The following is a 14,511-nucleotide window of genomic DNA, read 5'->3' as shown; positions in this document are numbered from 1 at the left end:
TTTCCACCGTATCCACCCATCATTAAGGAATCCGCATCGTGTCCATTCTTTTGCAAGGCGTGATCGCCTACCCTGTTACGCCGTTCTCCGCCGACGGCTGTGTCGACCTGAACTTGCTCGACGCGCTGATCGAGCGCCTGATCGCCGATGGCGTCCATGCGATTGCCCCGCTGGGCAGTACCGGCGAAAGTGCATACCTGTCCGATTCCGAATGGGAATCGGTCGCCGCCGCGTCGATTCGCGCGGTGCGCCGGCGTGTGCCGACGGTCGTCGGCATCTCGGATCTCACGACCGCGGGAGCGGTGCGCCGCGCGCGCATTGCCGAACAGGCCGGCGCCGATGCGGTGATGGTTCTGCCGGTGTCGTACTGGAAGCTCGGCAACGATGAAATCGTCGCGCACTATCGCGCGATCGGCGACGCCATCGGCATTCCGATCATGCTGTACAACAATCCCGCGACGAGCGGCGTCGACATGTCGCCGGAGCTGATCGTGACGATCTGCAAGGCTGTCGACAACGTGACGATGGTCAAGGAAAGCACCGGCGACATCGGACGGATGCACCGCCTCGCGCAGTTGAGCGACGGGACGATCCCGTTCTACAACGGCAGCAATCCGATGGCGCTGGCCGCGCTTGCGGCGGGCGCGGCCGGATGGTGCACGGCCGCGCCAAACCTGAATGCCGATTTGCCGCTTGCGCTTGTCGACGCGATGCGCGCGGGCGACCTCGCGCGCGCCCGCGCGGTATTCCACGCGCAGTTGCCGCTGCTGCAGTTCATCGTCAGCGGCGGGTTGCCGGTGACCGTGAAGGCCGGATTGCGGCTGCGCGGCTTCGACGCCGGCGAGCCGAGACGGCCGCTGCTGCCGCTTGGCGACGCACGCACGCGTGAACTCGAACGCGTGCTGGCAGCCCTGGCGGACGGCGTGGCGGCATGAGCGGCGACGCACGTCCGGCGATCGCGGCGGCCATCGGCATGGTGCGCGTCGGCACCAGCGGGCCGCTGGCCGGCACGCGGCACGTCAGTGCGATCGACAAGCAACCGGTCGACGCGCGCCTGTGGCTGGGCGCGCTCGGCTTTGCCGGCGATAGTCAGGCCGATGCGCGGCATCACGGCGGGGCCGACAAGGCGGTCCATCACTACGCGCACGATCACTATGCGTGGTGGTCGGCGCAGATCGGCATGCGCGACGTGCTCGCGCGGCCGGGCGCATTCGGCGAAAACCTGTCGACGCACGGCTTGACCGAGCATGACCTGTGTCTCGGCGACGTGTTCACGCTGGGCGGCGCCGTGCTCCAGGCGTCGCAGTCGAGGCAGCCGTGCTGGAAGCTCAATGCGCGGTTCGACCATCCGCGGATGGCCGCACTCGTGCAGGAAAGCGGCCGGACCGGCTGGTACTACCGCGTGCTGCACGAAGGCTGGGTCGCGCCGGGCGATGTGCTGACATTGCATGAGCGTCCGTATCCGCAATGGCCGCTGTCGGACGTGCTCGACGTGCTGTACCGGCGCACGCTCGACATGGCGGCGCTCGACGCGCTGTGCGACGTTCCGGTGTTGACGCGAGGCTGGCGCACGATGCTCGAAAAGCGCCGGACGGAACGCCGGGTCGAGGACTGGACGAAGCGGCTCGGTGGATGAGGGCCGCTGCCCGGTTACGCCGGCGGCAGATTCCGCACGTCGGCCGTCGGCTCGGCGCCGAACGCATCGCTGAGCGCGTAGTTGATCAGCTGCCGCGCGGCGGCCTCGGGAGTCGACAGCGCGCCGCTCGCCTTCAACTGGTCGAACTTCTCGCGCATCGGGAAGTTCGCTTCGCTGGTCGAGCGGATCGTCGCCTGCATCGCCGTATCGACGACGCCCGGCGCGACGCTGCAGATTCGCAGCGCGCGATTCGCATCGAGCGCGACGGCACGCGCGTGATGGTCGAGCGCGGCCTTCGTCGCGCAGTAGACGCTCCAGCCCGCGTACGCATTGCGCGCGGCGCCGCTCGACACGTGCAGGATCCGGCATTCGGTCGGCGTTGACGCAACCTGCGCGAGCGCCGCTGACAGCATCAGCGGCGCCGCGACGTTCACGCCGACCGCGCGCGCGACGAGCGTCGGGTCTTGCGCCGCAAGCGGCCCGATCGGGTCGACGATGCCCGCGTTGTTGAAGAGCAGCACGATCGACGCGCCGTCGACGTAGCTGCGCAGCGTGTCGCCGGCGAGCCACGTCGCGATGGCCGACGCGTCCGACAGGTCGAGTTCGATTTCGGCGAGGCGACCGCCCGCCTGCGCGGCGAGCGATGGATGGCGGCTGCGCGACACGCCGAGCACGGCGATGCCTTGTTGCAGCAGTTGTTCGGCGAGTGCTGCGCCGAGGCCGCGCGTGTGTCCGGTGACGATGGCGCGCACGTTCGGCGTGAGCGAGGATGCAGTCATGGTGATAAGCGTTTGAACGGTTGAACCGTGTTGACCACGCGAGCGCGGCACGGATGCATGCACGCACGACATGCGCGACCGCTGATGCGCTGCGACGGAGTCGGCTGCGAACGCGATCGCGCGGGGCGCCGCGTGTCCGGGCGAACGCGTATCGTAGCGCCGCCGTTCGCGCCGCGCAAACGGGAACGCGATACTGAGCAACGAGCAACGAGCAACGAGCAACGAGCAACGAGCAACGAGCAACGAGCAACGAGCAACGAGCAACGAGCAACGAACAACGAACAACGAACAACGAACAACGAACAACGAACAACGAACAACGAACAACGAGCACGCAAAAAGCATCCGCACCACCGAACGCCCGCACCGTCGCACGACGCTGCACGCAGCGAATCGTTGGACGAAAGGCCGGCCGCGGCAAGTGCGCGCGCCTTGACGGCGAGCGGCATCGTGCCGCACGTCGCGAGCTATCATATGGCTCGCCCGTTTGCGACGCCGGACGGGCCGCGACCGTTTCCCTTCACCTGCTGCACGCTGCGACGCCATCATGAACACCACGCCGGATACGCCCACGCCCCGCGCCCTGCGCGAACTCACGCCCCTCGAAGCACGGATTCTCGGCGTGCTCGTCGAGAAGCAGCACACGGTGCCGGACACCTATCCGCTGTCGCTGAACGCGCTGACGGCCGGCTGCAACCAGAAAACCGCGCGTTCGCCGGTGATGAACGTCAGCGAGGACGAAGTCACGACCGCGCTCGACGGGCTCAAGCATCTGAGCCTCGTGATGGAAGGCAGCAGCAGCCGCGTGCCGCGTTTCGAGCACAACATGAACCGCGTGCTCGGGATTCCGAGCCAGGCGATCGCGCTGCTGACGATCCTGCTGCTGCGCGGCCCGCAGACGGCCGCCGAGCTGCGCCTGAACAGCGCGCGCCTGCACGGCTTCGCCGATATTTCGTCGGTCGAGGCATTCCTCGACGAACTCGCCGCGCGGGCGCAGCCGCTCATTGTCCGGCTGCCGCGCGCGCCCGGTGCGCGGGAAAACCGCTGGATGCATCTGATGTGCGGCGAAGTCAACATTGCCGATTACGCCGGTGCGGATACGGGCGGCGGCGCGGATTCCGTTCCGCCGTCCGAGTTCGAGGCGCTGAAGGCGGAGCAGAAGCGGCTGTCGGACGAAGTGGCGCGACTGAACGCGCTGGTCCAGCGGATGGCGACCGAACTCGGCATCGACGTCGACGCACCGGGCGCCGCGAGCTGACGGGTTGCCCGCGCCCTCCGCACGTGCGGCGCGTGCGGCATTCGTGCAACGCGCCGAATGCCCGGCGAGCCCGTGCGGATCGCCGTTCGTTCGTCGCGCGTTCTGACGGCGGCGCGCCGCGCGTCACCGCGCGAATGCCATAATCGAGCCCGCAACACATTCAAGACGTCCCCCGGAGAACCCCCATGCAGAACCTCGACAATCCCGCCCACGATCGCGAGGTAGGCAGCGCCGACGCGACGCAGGACACCACGCGCATCGACGACGTCCGCATCGGCGCGGTGCGTCCGCTGATCTCGCCCGCGCTGCTGCAGGACGAACTGCCGGTGCCCGCCGCGACGCAGACGCTTGTCGAGGACACGCGCCGCGCGATCGGCGACATCCTGCACGGCCGCGACGACCGGCTGCTGCTCGTCGTCGGCCCCTGTTCGATCCACGACCACGATCAGGCGCTCGAATACGCGCGCCGCCTGAAGGCCGCCGCCGATGCGCTGAAGGACGATCTGCTGATCACGATGCGCGTGTACTTCGAAAAGCCGCGCACCACGGTCGGCTGGAAGGGCTACATCAACGACCCGCGGCTGGACGGCAGTTTCCGCATCAACGAGGGGCTGCGCGCCGCGCGCCAGCTGCTGCTCGACATCAACGCGCTCGGCCTGCCGGCGTCGACCGAATTCCTCGACCTGCTGAGTCCGCAGTACATCGCGGACCTGATCGCTTGGGGCGCGATCGGCGCACGCACGACCGAGAGCCAGAGCCACCGCCAGCTCGCGTCGGGACTGAGTTGCCCCATCGGTTTCAAGAACGGCACCGACGGCGGCGTGCAGGTCGCGTCGGACGCGATCGTCGCCGCGCGCGCGAGCCATGCGTTCATGGGGATGACGAAGATGGGCATGGCCGCGATCTTCGAGACGCGCGGCAACGACGACGCGCACGTGATTCTGCGCGGCGGCAAGAACGGGCCGAACTACGACGCCGAGCACGTCGAGGCGAGTTGTGCCGTGCTGCGCAAGAGCGGGTTGCGCGAACAGGTGATGGTCGATTGCTCGCATGCGAACTCGAACAAGTCGCATGAACGGCAGATCGAGGTTGCGCAGGATCTCGCACGTCAGCTGTCGCAGGGCGAGCACCGGATCGTCGGCGTGATGGTCGAGAGCCATCTCGAAGCCGGCCGGCAGGACCTGAAGCCGGGCGTGCCGTTGCAGTATGGCGTGTCGATTACCGATGCGTGCCTGAGCTGGGCGCAAACGCAGCCGGTGCTCGACGTACTGGCCGAGGCGGTGCGGCATCGCCGGGTGTATTCGCGCAATGCGTGACGCGGTTTCGCTGCATGGCGGGGTGGCATCCGCCGCGCAGTTCGATGCGCAGTTCGATGCGCAGATGAACGACGGCCCGCTCGCGCAGATGTTCTGCTGATCGATATCCCGCAGCGCCCGTCGTCGCGCCTCGCACGCGCCTTTATCCGCACGATCGTTGATCTTGCCCCGTCCTGGCCCGCCTGCCACGCTGCACGCTCAACGCACGTTGCGCCGAATGTCGCTACCATGAACCGCGTGTTGCACGCTGTGGCCCGACGCTACCGGCCCGTCATGCACACGCGCAGTGGCGGCGCGGCCGGCCGCCACGCGACCGACGAAGCGCGGGGCGCTCACCGATCAGCCATTGCGCCCGCGTCGCTTCGTTCCCGGAGCCAACAACAACCGAACCGGAGTGCAACGCACATGAAGTTCTACAAGACCCTTATCGCAGCAACCGTCCTCGCATCGAGCGTCAGCGCGCACGCGCAGATCGCCGGCGCGCAGCCGCTCAGCGTGACCGTCGAGCAATCGCAGGCGCTGCTCGAAGGCTGGAGCGTGAAGAAGAGCGTGCTCGGCAAGGCCGTCTACAACGACGCGAACCAGAAAGTCGGCACCGTGCGCGATCTGATCGTCGCGCCGGACGGCTCCGTGTCGGCGGCGATCGTGTCGGCCGGCGGGTTCCTCGGCGTGGCCGCGCACGACGTCGCGGTGCCGATCGCATCGCTTGACGTGCGCAACGGCAACATCTATCTGCCGGGCGCGACGAAGGACGCGCTGAAGGCGACGCCGGCGTTCCAGTATGCGAAGGTGCCCGCGGCGCCGAAGCCGAAGAAGGTCGACGACAAGCATTGACGCAAGCAGCCCGGCGCGGAATGTGCCGGGCCTGAACGCGCACGTGCCGTAAGTGGCCCTTGCGCCGGCGATGTCGGCGTACACGGCACACACGGCGCGCAGCGTCCGCGCGGCGACCGGATCGCGTCGGCGAGCGACGATGGATGAACGACGTTTGCCGCGCTGCCACGGCACGTCGCGCAGGCCGCTGCGGCAGCGAACCTGCCGCGGCCGCGTCGGCAATGCCGCCAATACCGCTCATGCCTTCAATGCCGGCGACTGCATCGCCGGCTTCCTTCCGTCTGCCGATCCTCCAGTAAAGCGAACGCGACGGGCCACTGCCCGCTGCTGCTGCCCCCCACACGTGTATCAGGCACCGAGCCCTCGGCGATGACGAGCCCGACGGCGCGCCGGGCTGTCCCGCCACTGTTCCGTCCGGCGAACTGCCGGCTGCTCGGGACTCACCCGGATTCGAATGAAATCGTAAGGCGTGTAATATAAATGAAAGTTATATTCGGATTTGTCCGACGTCGCGGCTTTCGCGTGTCGCCGTGACGAGTCCGGCTTTCGCTACACGTCCACCCGCTTTCAACCGAAACGCCTCATGGAAAAACTCGTCGACTCGATCAACGGTGTTATCTGGAGCCCCGCGCTCATCTTTTTGTGTCTCGCGGCTGGCCTGTATTTCTCGCTGCGCACGCGCTTCGCGCAGGTGCGCCACTTCATCGAGATGCTGCGCCTGATGCGCGGCAGCAAGGCGTCGGCCGAAGGCGTGTCGTCATTCCAGGCCCTGGCGATGTCGCTGTCCGGGCGGGTCGGCACCGGCAACATCGCCGGCGTCGCGACCGCGATCACGTTCGGTGGTCCCGGCGCGATGTTCTGGATGTGGCTCGTGGCGTTCCTGGGCGCGAGCACCGCGTTCGTCGAATCGACGCTGTCGCAAATCTACAAGGTGCGGCGCGAAGGGCAGTACCGTGGCGGCCCCGCGTATTACATCGAGAAGGGGCTCGGGATCCGCTGGTACGCCGTGGCGTTCGCGGTTGCCACCGTGCTCGCGTGCGGGCTGCTGCTGCCGGGCGTGCAGGCGAACGGAATTTCGTCGGCGATCGAGAATTCGTTCGGCGTGGCGAAGCCGGTCACCGGCGCGGTGCTTGTGCTGCTGCTCGGCCTGATCATCTTCGGCGGCGTAAAGCGGATCGCGCGCGTCGCGGAAATCGTCGTGCCGTTCATGGCGCTCGGCTACATCCTGATCGCATGCGTCGTGATCGCGCTCGACATCGAGCGGCTGCCGGGCGTCGTCGCGCTCGTGTTCGAGAGCGCGTTCGGCTTCGAGGCCGGCTTCGGCGCGGTGCTCGGCATGGCGATCCAGTGGGGCGTGAAGCGCGGCGTCTATTCGAACGAGGCGGGCCAAGGCACCGGCCCGCACGCGTCGGCGGCCGCGGAAGTGACGCACCCGGCGCAGCAAGGGCTCGTGCAGGCGTTCTCCGTCTATGTCGATACGCTGTTCGTCTGCTCGGCAACGGGCTTCATGATCCTGATCACCGGCGCGTACAACGTGATCGCGCCGAACGGCCGCGCACTGTTCTCGGGCGCGGCGGGCGTCGAGGCGGGCCCCGGCTATACGCAGATGGCGGTCGAATCGGTGCTGCCCGGCTTCGGCGCGGCCTTCGTCGCGATGGCGCTGTTCTTCTTCGCGTTCACGACCATCCTCGCGTACTACTACATTGCGGAAACCAACGTCGCCTACCTGAGCCGCACACGCAGCAGCGCCGCCGGCACGTTCGTGCTGCGCGCGGTGATCCTGCTGGCGACGCTGTACGGTGCGGTGAAGAGCGCGAGCGTCGCATGGGCGCTCGGCGATATCGGCGTCGGTTTGATGGCCTGGCTCAACATCGTCGCGATCCTGCTGCTGCAGAAGCCCGCGCTCAACGCGCTGCGCGATTACGAGGCGCAGAAGCGGGCGGGGCGCGAGCCGACGTTCGACCCGGCCGCGCTCGGCATCGCGAACGCGACGTTCTGGGAGCAGCCGGCTTCGGCCAACGCCGATACGGACCGCCGGCCGACGCCCGTGGTCCAATCCGAGCGGCTCTCGTAGCGCGCGGTATCGCCGTGCGCATGGCGCTGGCTGCCGCATCGACGCGGTCGCACGGCGGTGCGTGTTGCGAAAATCACTCGCGAAGGGCCGGCACATCCGTTGCCGGCCGGTTCGAGGCTGACTGCGCGAGCGCACTGCCGTTGCGTTCGCCCGGACGATGCGCACCATCTACGTAATTCTACGTAGCCCCGCATACGTAGTTATGCGCTTGTAAGTCTCCCCCGTCGCGCGGAATACTACGCCCCACCGCCGTGGCTTTCCCGAGCCGCGGCACGACGCATCGACGTCACGCGGGTGCGGCGGCCTCACCGCATCCAGTCAAAAACACATTGGAGACCAGGAGACGCCATGAATCGGGCTTCCAGTACCCTGCTCTGGATCGCGGTCGCGCTGCTCGGCGCGTTCGCGTTCGGGACGATCGCGCTCGCACACGGCGAACGCGTCAGCGCGCTATGGATCGTGATCGCCGCGGTCTGCGTATATCTGATCGCATATCGCTTCTACAGCCGTTTCATCGCCAGCAAGGTCATGCAGCTCGACGGGCTGCGGATGACGCCGGCGGTCAAGTACAACGACGGCCTCGACTACGTGCCGACCAACAAGTACGTGCTGTTCGGCCATCACTTCGCCGCGATCGCCGGCGCCGGCCCGCTCGTCGGGCCCGTGCTCGCCGCGCAGATGGGCTATACGCCCGGCATGCTGTGGATTCTCGCCGGTGTCGTGTTCGCCGGCGCCGTGCAGGACTTCATCGTGCTGTTCATTTCGACGCGCCGCGACGGACGTTCGCTCGGCGACCTCGTCAAGATGGAGCTCGGCACGGTGCCCGGCGTGATTGCGTTGTTCGGCGCGTTCCTGATCATGGTGATCATCCTCGCGGTGCTCGCGCTGATCGTCGTGAAGGCGCTGACGAATTCGCCGTGGGGCACGTTCACCGTCGCCGCGACGATTCCGATCGCGCTGTTCATGGGCGTCTACACGCGCTACATTCGCCCGGGCCGCATCGGCGAAGTGTCGATCATCGGCTTCGTGCTGCTGATGGCGTCGATCGCATTCGGCCAGACCGTGCACGATTCGCCCGCACTCGCCGCGTGGTTCACGTTCAGCGGCACGCAGCTCACGTGGATCCTGATCGGCTACGGCTTCGTCGCTTCGGTGCTGCCGGTGTGGCTGCTGCTCGCGCCGCGCGACTACCTGTCGACGTTCCTGAAGATCGGCACGATCCTGGGCCTCGCGATCGGCATCCTTGTCGTCGCACCCGAACTGAAGATGCCGGCGCTGACGAAGTTCGTCGACGGCACGGGCCCGGTGTGGTCGGGCAACCTGTTCCCGTTCCTGTTCATCACGATCGCATGCGGCGCGGTATCGGGCTTCCACGCGCTGATCTCGTCGGGCACGACGCCGAAGCTGCTCGACAACGAAACCAACGCGCGCTTCATCGGTTATGGCGCGATGCTGATGGAATCGTTCGTCGCGATCATGGCGCTGGTCGCCGCGTGCGTGATCGAGCCGGGCATCTACTTCGCGATGAACGCGCCGGCCGCCGTGCTCGGCTCGACGCCGGAAGCAGTCGCAAACACGGTCACGCAATGGGGCTTCGTGCTGACGCCGGACATGCTCACGCAGACGGCCAAGGCCGTCGGCGAAACGACGATCATCGCGCGTGCGGGCGGCGCGCCGACGCTGGCGGTCGGCATGGCGCACATCCTGCACCAGGTGCTCGGCGGCGAAGCGATGATGGCGTTCTGGTATCACTTCGCGATCCTGTTCGAGGCGCTGTTCATCCTGACGGCCGTCGACGCCGGCACGCGCGCGGGCCGCTTCATGCTGCAGGATCTGCTCGGTACCTTCCATCCGGCGCTCAAGCGCACCGAGTCGCTGCCTGCGAACCTCGTTGCCACCGCGCTGTGCGTGGCCGCGTGGGGCTACTTCCTGTATCAGGGCGTGGTCGACCCGCTCGGCGGCATCAACACGCTGTGGCCGCTGTTCGGCATCTCGAACCAGATGCTTGCCGCGATCGCGCTGGTGCTCGGCACCGTCGTGCTGTTCAAGATGAAGCGCGAGCGCTACGCGTGGGTGACGATCGTGCCGACCGCGTGGCTGCTGATCTGCACGCTGACGGCCGGCTGGCAGAAGATTTTCGATGCGAACCCGAAGGTCAGCTTCCTCGCGCACGCCGCGAAGCTGCAGGCCGCGGTCGACGAAGGCAAGGTGCTCGCGCCGGCGAAGTCGATCGCGCAGATGAAGCGGATCATCTTCAACGACTACATCGATGCGGCGCTCGCCGGCCTGTTCATCTTCGTCGTCGTGTCGATTGCCGTGTACGGGCTGCTCGCCGTGCTGCGCGCGCGCCGCGAGTCGAAGCCGACCGTGCGCGAGACGCCGTACGAGGCAATGCCGGCCGCGCAAGCGCTCGGCAGCGGACGATAACGGGAGGCCGCGATGTTCAGCGATCTCGGCAGCGATCTGCGCAGCGCAGGGCGTTACCTCGGGCAGGCGTTGCGGCTGATGGTAGGCGTGCCCGACTACGACACCTACGTCGCGCACATGCGCGAAACCCATCCGGACCGCGAGCCGATGACGTATGAGGAATTCTTCCGCGAACGTCAGAACGCCCGGTACGGATCGGGGGCAGGGAAGTGTTGCTGAACCGGGCTGACGCAGCTGGACGATAGGCCCGTCCGGCACCCGGCCACGAAGCGCCGTGAAGGAATTCGCGGCGCTTTTTCTTTTGGCGGGCGCGCGGCGTGCTCGACGCTTACCATCGTCGCAGCGCTTGATTGCGTTCAGCGCGGCGCGATTCGCTCGCCGGTATCATATGGCTTGCTTTTTTCCGATGAATCCGCGCAGGAGAACCCGTCGTGCATGCCGGTGAGCGTTTCAACAGCATTTCCCATCTCGTCGGTGCCGTGTTGTCGGTGGCGGGGCTGGTCGCGCTGGTGACGATGGGCGCGCTCGACCGCGACCCTTACAAGATCGTGAGCTTCAGCGTGTACGGCGCGATGCTGATCCTGCTTTACGGGATCTCGACGGCCTATCACAGCGTGCGCAATCCGCGGCTGAAGGCGATCTTGCAGAAGTGCGACCATTCGGCGATCTATCTGCTGATCGCCGGCAGCTACACGCCGTTTACGCTCGTCACGTTGCGTGGCCCGTGGGGCTGGTCGCTGTTCGGCGTGAGCTGGGGGCTCGCCGCATTCGGGATCGCGCAGGAGCTCACGCTGGGCCGGCGCACGCGCATCGTGTCGATGGTGCTGTATGTGCTGATGGGCTGGCTCGCGCTCGTCGCGATCCGCCCGTTGATCCATGCGTTGCCGCCGGTCGGTGCCGTGTGGCTCGTGGCCGGCGGCGTCATCTACAGCGCGGGAATCTACTTCTTCATCAACGACGAGCGGATTCGCCACGGACACGGTATCTGGCACCTGTTCGTGCTGGGCGGCAGCCTGTGCCAGTTCGTCAGTGTCGCGATGTATGTCGCGTGAACGGCGCGGGGGCGGCGGCAAATGCATAGCCGCGTCCTGCGGCCGTGCAAGCGTTGAACGGCGTGCCGCGCGTGCTCGGCGGTCTTCGGCATCAGATGCGGGCCGCCGCGGGCGTGACGTTGCGCAGCGCGTTGACGCCAACCCAACCCCAGTAGACGCGATGATGCGCGATCAAGCCGTCGCGCAGATCCATCACTTCGACGAGATCGACCTGATCGCCTTCCGGTGTTTCGCGCGGATATTCCCAAGTGAGCTGCCGGCCGTTCGAAAAGAACAACCCGGTTCGATACCAGCGCCCGAGTCCGTTGCCCGGATTGCGCAGGCCGGCCGCGAAGAACGCGGCGATTGAAGCCTTGCCGTGGAGCACGCCCGAGCCGTGCTCCGGCAGCGTGACTACGATGAGCGGCGTTTCGAGGATCGCGTCGTCCGCGTACAGCGACATCAGCGCGTCGAGATCGCGTGCGACGACGGCGGCGTGCCAGTGGTGATGGATGCGTTGCGCATCGGGGTCGGCGTGTGTCATCTCGGGTTCCGACAAGCGTGAATAACGGAACGACTGTATCGGCGCCACGCCGCCGGACGTTTCATCCCGATCCGAAACGTCGATGTCACGCACGCGCAGCGGGCGCGCATCCGCGCTCCGCGTCAGCCGCCGAGCGCGCCGAGATTCAGTTCATACGACTTGCCGATCCACACTGCGCTGTCGCGATGGTCGCGCAGTTCGTCGTCCGTGTTCGGATGCAGGAAGATGTCGAGTCCGCCGTGATTCAGCACGAGCCACGGCACGATGGCGTCGAAATGCGCGGCGTCGAACGCGATCTGATAAGACCAGGCCGGATGCGGGCCGACGAGGCGCTCGTGAAAGCGGCCGAGTTCGATGATCGCGCCGAATCGTTCTTCGACGACGACGCGAAACGCCCAGGCCGCGTCGCGGCTCGCGGCGTCGAAGTAGACGTGTGCGTGCCAACTGTCGATGGCGGTGGTGTCGATGGCAGCCATGGCGGAACTTGAAAGAAGAACAGGGTAGGACTAGCGCCGTGCGTGACGGCCGATGCGCAATTATCTCGCGTCCTGGCGGGACACGTCTCGTCGCGGAGCAGGTAATCGGCGCGATGGACTTGTCGTGTGTCAGGGAATCCAGTGTGTTCGTTGAGTCATTTCGCACTTGTGCCGGCGTGTGCGGCATCGTGCCGAAAGCCGCGCCGAGCACCGCCCGGACCGAATTCGCATCGGCAATACGTCATTTCAAAAACTGCAAAAGCGATTCGCGTGGCGCTTCGATTCGTCAGCCAAAATGCGATCAGGTAATTGAATGAAATAAAGAATTTCCGCTCGGGCGGCATTGGCGAATCGCTTGAATCGGGGGCCGGCCGCCAGTGCAGAAAAAATCAATTGCGGAATCGGCTATTCAAGCGCATGGCCACGCGACATACGATGATTGCACCGCATCGACGACGATCGATGCGGAAACAACCATGTGGAGGCCATGATGCGATCCGTTGTTTCCCTTGCTGTCCTGTCCGGCGCGCTTGTCGTGCTGCCTGCCGCAAGCTTCGCGCAGTCCGTCGATACCGACTGGCAGCCGAACGCCGCGCCGTTGACCTGGTCGGCGGCGCGTGCCGAAACCGACGTGCAACTGATGCAGATGACGCGCGCCGGCTATCGCGCGACGACAGCCGGCAATCAGAACTATCCGCTCGCGATGCAGCGCGCGCTCGAGCGCGTGAGGTACCCGGCGCCCGACCGCTCGCGGGAGGAGAAGGCCGCGATGGAAGAGCGCGCGGCAAGCGCCGCGCGCAGCGGCCATCCGGTGAAGGCGTTCTTCGTGAAGACGGCGTACTACCTGAAGGGCGAGAATACGTTCTGATGCGGGAGGCGAGCATGGCATGCGCTGATGGATTCCCCGACGTGTTGCGCGCATCGGTGGTTCGCCGGCGACGCCAGGCGCGCGCGACGCGGTCGCGGGGCGGCATGAACGGCGGCGCGCCGCGCCGCGCGAACGGCCGTCGAGATGTGAGCCGCGGCGCCGTTGCGTGCCGCATCGCATGGTCGGCATTCGACGCGGACGACGTCACGCCAGGCGAGGGCCGATCATGAAGGCCGCCAGAAAAGGCCGTCGCCACGTTCCGTTGACGCGCGAATGGCTGCTGCCGCTGCCGCCCGCGCATGCGCGCGACATCTCGCTGAAATGCCACATGGCGCTCGTCGCGCTGCGCGGCGAGCACGGCAACGAAACGTTGCTGATGCGGTTGCGCACGAGCGTCTACCTGGTGTTCCTCGCGCTCGACGACGCGGTATCCCCGGACGCGAGCATCAACCTGTGCGTCGACGCGGAGCGCGTGCTCGACGCGAGCGTTGCGCGCGCCGCCCAAAGCGGCGCATGGACGCTGCACGACGACGAGTGCGCGGCGCTAGAGCGTGTGCTCGCGGCGAACGACGCGTGCGTCGCGACGCTCACGCGGCACCGGCTCGCCGAGCTGTGGCGCCGTGTGAGCGCGTTCGCGTCCAGCGAGCAACCCGGGCTGCTCGCGCAGGCGGCGGCACGGATGCGGGCTTCGGCCGTTCTGCATTGAGCGGTGGCAACGCGTGCGGCCCGCTGGCGCCGTTTCATGCGTGTTCCGTTCCCGGGGCTGATGCTCGCCGACCGATGTCACGACGGGAGCCGAACGGCTCGGTCGATGACGATCCATCCTCGCGTTCGCGACGATCGCACGGTTCGGTGCGAACGCATCGTTTCAGTCAGGAGGTGGCGATGGCGCTATACAGGATCGGTGGCTACTTCACGTGCGGAAGCGGCCGCGCATTCCGGGAGAACCTGCCGCCAGGCAGCGAGGCAACGGTTGCGGGCATCTATCGATGCACCATATGCGGCGACGAGATCGGCATCGCGAAGGCGCAGGCGCTGCCGTCCGATGACGAACATCGGCACGATCTCGATCCGCCGCCCGACCCGCTGCTCGATCGCGGGCCGACCGCATGGCAGCTGATCGCGGCGGCCGAATCGAGGCATTAGGCGTACGGGCGCAGGGAGGTTCGCGTGCTCATGCTTGCGCGAATGCACGCGGACTTGCGACGACGCCCGACAAAACAAAAGCGCCACGGAGTTCGCTCCGTGGCGCTTCTTCGACGCCTGCC

15 protein-coding genes are annotated in these 14,511 nt (G+C 66.8%); 12 read left to right on the top strand and 3 right to left on the bottom strand.

Features of this window, described 5'->3' with window-relative positions; genetic code table 11:
• Window positions 1–38: 38 nt before the first annotated feature.
• Both KDW55_RS17490 and KDW55_RS17485 read left to right on the top strand, forming a co-directional pair.
• Window positions 39–935 (top strand): dihydrodipicolinate synthase family protein, encoded by an 897-nt coding sequence (locus KDW55_RS17490; protein ID WP_040138891.1) that lies wholly within the window; start codon window positions 39–41, stop codon window positions 933–935.
• Window positions 932–1,636, top strand: coding sequence for an MOSC domain-containing protein (locus tag KDW55_RS17485; protein WP_212198003.1), 705 nt, complete (start codon window positions 932–934; stop codon window positions 1,634–1,636). The genes KDW55_RS17490 and KDW55_RS17485 overlap by 4 nt, the downstream gene beginning before the upstream one ends.
• A gap of 14 nt (window positions 1,637–1,650) precedes the next feature.
• On the opposite strand, the gene KDW55_RS17480 is transcribed toward KDW55_RS17485, so the two are convergent.
• Entirely contained in the window at window positions 1,651–2,415 is a 765-nt protein-coding gene (locus KDW55_RS17480) for an SDR family oxidoreductase (protein ID WP_059548532.1), read from the bottom strand.
• A 547-nt stretch (window positions 2,416–2,962) separates the two neighbouring features.
• Between KDW55_RS17480 and KDW55_RS17475 the strand changes: the two genes are divergently transcribed.
• The 7 genes from KDW55_RS17475 (at window position 2,963) to KDW55_RS17445 (ending at window position 11,376) form a co-directional block, all read left to right on the top strand.
• Window positions 2,963–3,673, top strand: a complete 711-nt coding sequence (locus KDW55_RS17475; RefSeq protein WP_069243434.1) for a YceH family protein — start codon at window positions 2,963–2,965, stop codon at window positions 3,671–3,673.
• A 185-nt stretch (window positions 3,674–3,858) separates the two neighbouring features.
• Window positions 3,859–4,989 carry a 3-deoxy-7-phosphoheptulonate synthase gene (locus KDW55_RS17470; RefSeq protein WP_040138888.1) on the top strand — a complete coding sequence of 377 codons (1,131 nt, stop codon included), beginning with the start codon at window positions 3,859–3,861 and terminating at the stop codon, window positions 4,987–4,989.
• Window positions 4,990–5,394: 405 nt separating this feature from the next.
• A complete protein-coding gene (locus KDW55_RS17465; protein WP_040138887.1) occupies window positions 5,395–5,823 on the top strand; it encodes a PRC-barrel domain-containing protein in 429 nt (142 codons plus the stop codon).
• Between the two features lie 583 nt (window positions 5,824–6,406).
• Window positions 6,407–7,897, top strand: coding sequence for an alanine/glycine:cation symporter family protein (locus KDW55_RS17460; RefSeq protein ID WP_059548447.1), 1,491 nt, complete (start codon window positions 6,407–6,409; stop codon window positions 7,895–7,897).
• Window positions 7,898–8,245: 348 nt separating this feature from the next.
• The gene (locus KDW55_RS17455) at window positions 8,246–10,324 is read left to right on the top strand and encodes a carbon starvation CstA family protein (protein WP_212161393.1); all 2,079 of its coding nucleotides are present in this window, start codon (window positions 8,246–8,248) and stop codon (window positions 10,322–10,324) included.
• A 12-nt stretch (window positions 10,325–10,336) separates the two neighbouring features.
• On the top strand, window positions 10,337–10,543 hold the full coding sequence (locus tag KDW55_RS17450) for a YbdD/YjiX family protein (protein ID WP_040138884.1): 207 nt from the start codon (window positions 10,337–10,339) through the stop codon (window positions 10,541–10,543).
• Between the two features lie 212 nt (window positions 10,544–10,755).
• Entirely contained in the window at window positions 10,756–11,376 is a 621-nt protein-coding gene (locus KDW55_RS17445) for a hemolysin III family protein (RefSeq protein ID WP_040138883.1), read from the top strand.
• 91 nt (window positions 11,377–11,467) lie between these two features.
• Here the strand turns inward: KDW55_RS17445 and KDW55_RS17440 are convergent, their stop codons facing one another.
• A complete protein-coding gene (locus tag KDW55_RS17440) occupies window positions 11,468–11,899 on the bottom strand; it encodes a nuclear transport factor 2 family protein (protein ID WP_212161394.1) in 432 nt (143 codons plus the stop codon).
• Window positions 11,900–12,021: 122 nt separating this feature from the next.
• Window positions 12,022–12,375 (bottom strand): DOPA 4,5-dioxygenase family protein, encoded by a 354-nt coding sequence (locus KDW55_RS17435; RefSeq protein WP_040138881.1) that lies wholly within the window; start codon window positions 12,373–12,375, stop codon window positions 12,022–12,024.
• 490 nt (window positions 12,376–12,865) lie between these two features.
• Between KDW55_RS17435 and KDW55_RS17430 the strand changes: the two genes are divergently transcribed.
• The 3 genes from KDW55_RS17430 to KDW55_RS17420 all read left to right on the top strand — a co-directional run bounded on the left by KDW55_RS17430 (window position 12,866) and on the right by KDW55_RS17420 (window position 14,389).
• Entirely contained in the window at window positions 12,866–13,243 is a 378-nt protein-coding gene (locus KDW55_RS17430) for a hypothetical protein (protein ID WP_040140870.1), read from the top strand.
• A gap of 226 nt (window positions 13,244–13,469) precedes the next feature.
• Complete coding sequence (locus KDW55_RS17425) at window positions 13,470–13,949, top strand: hypothetical protein (protein ID WP_212161396.1); 480 nt, start codon at window positions 13,470–13,472, stop codon at window positions 13,947–13,949.
• Between the two features lie 179 nt (window positions 13,950–14,128).
• Complete coding sequence (locus tag KDW55_RS17420) at window positions 14,129–14,389, top strand: hypothetical protein (protein ID WP_059548435.1); 261 nt, start codon at window positions 14,129–14,131, stop codon at window positions 14,387–14,389.
• Window positions 14,390–14,511: the final 122 nt, after the last annotated feature.

The organism is Burkholderia sp. AU19243 (genome assembly GCF_018148075.1).
In the GTDB taxonomy this organism is placed as follows: domain Bacteria; phylum Pseudomonadota; class Gammaproteobacteria; order Burkholderiales; family Burkholderiaceae; genus Burkholderia; species Burkholderia latens_A.
Note: the sequence above shows the minus strand (reverse complement) of the source record. Positions and strands in the feature narration are given on the sequence as shown.

Coding starts and splice junctions, on each gene's coding strand:
- KDW55_RS17485 (WP_212198003.1), top strand. CDS start 932: ATGAGCGGCGACGCACGTCCGGCGATCGCGGCGGCCATCGGCATGGTG.
- KDW55_RS17480 (WP_059548532.1), bottom strand. CDS start 2,415: ATGACTGCATCCTCGCTCACGCCGAACGTGCGCGCCATCGTCACCGGA.
- KDW55_RS17475 (WP_069243434.1), top strand. CDS start 2,963: ATGAACACCACGCCGGATACGCCCACGCCCCGCGCCCTGCGCGAACTC.
- KDW55_RS17470 (WP_040138888.1), top strand. CDS start 3,859: ATGCAGAACCTCGACAATCCCGCCCACGATCGCGAGGTAGGCAGCGCC.
- KDW55_RS17465 (WP_040138887.1), top strand. CDS start 5,395: ATGAAGTTCTACAAGACCCTTATCGCAGCAACCGTCCTCGCATCGAGC.
- KDW55_RS17460 (WP_059548447.1), top strand. CDS start 6,407: ATGGAAAAACTCGTCGACTCGATCAACGGTGTTATCTGGAGCCCCGCG.
- KDW55_RS17455 (WP_212161393.1), top strand. CDS start 8,246: ATGAATCGGGCTTCCAGTACCCTGCTCTGGATCGCGGTCGCGCTGCTC.
- KDW55_RS17450 (WP_040138884.1), top strand. CDS start 10,337: ATGTTCAGCGATCTCGGCAGCGATCTGCGCAGCGCAGGGCGTTACCTC.
- KDW55_RS17440 (WP_212161394.1), bottom strand. CDS start 11,899: ATGACACACGCCGACCCCGATGCGCAACGCATCCATCACCACTGGCAC.
- KDW55_RS17435 (WP_040138881.1), bottom strand. CDS start 12,375: ATGGCTGCCATCGACACCACCGCCATCGACAGTTGGCACGCACACGTC.
- KDW55_RS17430 (WP_040140870.1), top strand. CDS start 12,866: ATGCGATCCGTTGTTTCCCTTGCTGTCCTGTCCGGCGCGCTTGTCGTG.
- KDW55_RS17425 (WP_212161396.1), top strand. CDS start 13,470: ATGAAGGCCGCCAGAAAAGGCCGTCGCCACGTTCCGTTGACGCGCGAA.
- KDW55_RS17420 (WP_059548435.1), top strand. CDS start 14,129: ATGGCGCTATACAGGATCGGTGGCTACTTCACGTGCGGAAGCGGCCGC.